The sequence below is a fragment of the Komagataeibacter nataicola genome (genome assembly GCF_003207795.1).
Taxonomy (GTDB): Bacteria; Pseudomonadota; Alphaproteobacteria; order Acetobacterales; family Acetobacteraceae; genus Komagataeibacter; species Komagataeibacter nataicola.
Window position 1 is genome coordinate 1 of the sequence record NZ_NIRT01000101.1, and the last position, 3,053, is coordinate 3,053.

Here is a 3,053-nt window from a genome sequence, read left to right on the forward strand (position 1 = left end):
GGGGGGGGGTAGCCCACCAGCTATGGGCTACCCCTAGCCCACCAGCTATGGGCTAGGTTTGGATGGAATTTGTCCAAATTTGGATTGAATTCATCTACATTTTTCGCTATGAAATGGATGAATTTCATCCAAATTTGGATGAAAAATCGTCTGATTTGATCTAGGGGTAGGCCATGAAGCCAAAACACGTTGGATTAACCACAGCACCCAACGGAACTTGGGTTCAGGTCGAACGAGCGGCTATGGAACGATGGTCAAAATTAGCTGTATCAAATCCTAGAGCAGCAGCTGTTATGATGCTTATGACCTCCCAAATGGGCCGCAATAATGCTCTCGTCGCATCCCAAGCTACATTGGCCAAAATGGCTGGTTGCGGCTTGAATACTCTCAAAAGGGCTTTGTCCGTTTTACGAGAGGGCAACTGGATCGAAGTTCGACAGATCGGTCCCACAGGCACGGCCTGTGCTTACATCGTTAATGACCGGGTAGCTTGGTCCGGAAATCGCGATGGCATCCGCTACAGCCTGTTTTCTGCCGCTGTGCTGCTCTCAGACGATGAACAACCCGATAAGACCGAAATTGGCGCACAGCCGCCTCTACAGGCCATTCCAGACCTGTATCCGGGAGAGAAGCAGCTACCTACCGGCCCCGGCTTACCACCACCATCTCAGCCTTCTTTCGACGGCATGGAACCAGACTTGCCGGCCACCGAAAAATAGATCGCCCGACACCACGCGCACGTTGTCCGAAGGGCAACGTATAAGCGCGCACTCCTTGATGCGCCGGGATTGAGCCGCCTGTTCTTCCCTTGAAGGCTAGAGGTCGAGTTCCGAATGGGAGCCCAGTCGCACCAGAACCAGGCGATCGGCCTCAATGAGGCGATAGATCAGCACCAGATCGGGCTTCACATGGCAGTCCCGATAGTCCTTCCAGTTGCCTGTCAGGGCATGGTCGCGATGCCGGATTTCCAATGCCGCATCGACCACCAGAAGCTCGATAATTCGCCGCAGATCGGTGTCCAAGGCAGCCCGATGCGGCCCCTTCGCCACCCGTTTGAAATCACGCTTGAAGGCCGTCGTGCGCTCAATCGTCCGCATGGAGATCTTCGAACAACGCATCAACAGACCTGAAGCGCGTCAGATCCCCACGCTCGACCTCGGCAAACGCCGCCAACGTCTCCGCATTAGGCTGAAACAGCGCGGCCGGAATCACCTTGTCCTGGGCAATCCGCGTCATCAGCACGCGAACCACATCACTCACCGTCAGCCCGGCCGCGTGAATGACCTGGTTCGCGGCTTCCTGAATCTCGCCCGGCACTCGGGCCTGGACCATGCGACTGACAGCCATGACATACCCTCCCAACACTGTATTTCAGTGTAATACAAATCGTCGATTTTGTCTATGTTCCGGGGTGGGAGAAGGCGGAAAAGTGAGGGCAAGATTAAAGAAACCGGCACTCTGTGACCTTGGTTTTCAGGATTCCGATGTCTGCACATGGGGTTAGGGCGCGGCATGGTGGCACTGCGAAAATTGCCGCCAGAGTGCCGCCCTTTCCGGCCAGGCCGCGAGAAACCCCCACATGGGACGGCACCATGCCCCACCTGATCGCGACAGGAGAACAGGTGATCGCCTCTTGCGATCACCCGCTATAAGGCCGTCAGAAGGCCGTATGATGGCTTCCGGATCTTGTCCGGTATTGGGTATCGGAAACTCGTCTGAGTGCCCTGTATGGCCATCCTGCGGTCTCTAACTGGGAGTTCCTAGCTACAGACGCAGGAAGGGCCGGACTTACCACAACCCGGCCCTTCCCCTCGCCACAGGTGACTACGCCCATAGCCAGCTTGCCGCTGGCCTCGCACCAAGTGCAACCGGAATCGCCCCGTTCGTCGCTTCCTGAGCCATTTTGCCCTTCCCCGGTTTCGCTGGCCTTGCAGGCTCCGGGCGAGCGCGGAGCGGGAGCGGCGTAGCCCGCCGAAGGCGCCGGAGCAGTGTGACCCTTCCCCTATAATTTAGACGTCGTTCCAGATATCGAGACAGTCCAAAAACGGGTGAGCAGAATAGTAACCATCAGCCTTTTGAACGCCGGTTCCAAGGCATGACGCGCAGAAGATTGGCCATGCCGCACCATCCTGTTACGCCAGCGAACATTAGTCCTACACCGACAAACGCCGATATTCCGAAGAATACGGGCGAAACAATTAAACCAAGCAGCACGCCGGTTAGCACTATCGTACCGGCTGTGATCTGCACCTGTCGCATGATTTCCAGCGGTTGTGAGCGATCGACGACGGTGGGTAGTCTTGCCTGCCGCCACGCATCGATACCTCCTTTGAGAATACAGGCCGGTACTCCGTCAGCTGCTGATTCGAGCTGTAAGGTATTGGCAGTAGTGCGCATCCCGGACTTGCAGTGGAATATGATTTGACGACCGTTATGTGGCAGATCACCGATCCGATCGAGCGGCACGTTTATTGCGCCGGGAATATGCTCACGCGCATATTCATCTGCACTGCGGATGTCGACTAGGATTGCGCCCGCAGTGATCGCTGCGCGAGTATCGGCGGGAGAAATAGACGCAAGCGTCATAGTATTAATCCTTGCAATAGAGATAGCAGAGGGGGAGGGCAGCAGCGTTGCTGTGCAGGCGGCCCAATGAAGCAGGAAGCACCAGGAGGGCAGCTTAATGCATGCCCATACCGGAACCATCGGCCTTCAGGCCGGTGAGCATGTCAGGGTTGATCGACACACCCGGTCGCTGAAGCGTCGCACAACGATACGAAAGCGGAATTAATCGCCCTTTTTTGAGCCTCTGATCCGCCCCCGAGGGTCCACCGGCGCGGCTCCGCTGCCGCTCACGCAAGGCGTTCGCTGCGCCGCTCCCGTGGGCTTCGGGGACGGCCCAAAGATCATAGAGAGAGATCACAAAAAAAATTGTTATTTATCAATGATGTGATGGGGGGGGGTAGCCCACCAGCTATGGGCTACCCCTAGCCCACCAGCTATGGGCTAGGTTTGGATGGAATTTGTCCAAATTTGGATTGAATTCATCTACA

The 3,053-nt window shown here is 56.3% G+C and carries 4 protein-coding genes; 1 reads left to right on the top strand and 3 read right to left on the bottom strand.

The window, feature by feature from the left end; translation table 11 throughout:
* Positions 1 to 173: 173 nt before the first annotated feature.
* The gene (locus CDI09_RS17450; RefSeq protein WP_020958252.1) at positions 174 to 719 is read left to right on the top strand and encodes a replication/maintenance protein RepL; all 546 of its coding nucleotides are present in this window, start codon (positions 174 to 176) and stop codon (positions 717 to 719) included.
* Between the two features lie 96 nt (positions 720 to 815).
* Here the strand turns inward: CDI09_RS17450 and CDI09_RS17455 are convergent, their stop codons facing one another.
* The 3 genes from CDI09_RS17455 to CDI09_RS17470 form a co-directional block, all read right to left on the bottom strand.
* On the bottom strand, positions 816 to 1,097 hold the full coding sequence (locus tag CDI09_RS17455) for a type II toxin-antitoxin system YafQ family toxin (protein WP_014106742.1): 282 nt from the start codon (positions 1,095 to 1,097) through the stop codon (positions 816 to 818).
* Entirely contained in the window at positions 1,084 to 1,347 is a 264-nt protein-coding gene (locus tag CDI09_RS17460; RefSeq protein ID WP_018308607.1) for a type II toxin-antitoxin system RelB/DinJ family antitoxin, read from the bottom strand. The genes CDI09_RS17455 and CDI09_RS17460 overlap by 14 nt, the downstream gene beginning before the upstream one ends.
* 720 nt (positions 1,348 to 2,067) lie before the next feature.
* Positions 2,068 to 2,586 (bottom strand): rhodanese family protein, encoded by a 519-nt coding sequence (locus CDI09_RS17470; protein ID WP_018308608.1) that lies wholly within the window; start codon positions 2,584 to 2,586, stop codon positions 2,068 to 2,070.
* Between the last annotated feature and the right edge of the window lie 467 nt (positions 2,587 to 3,053).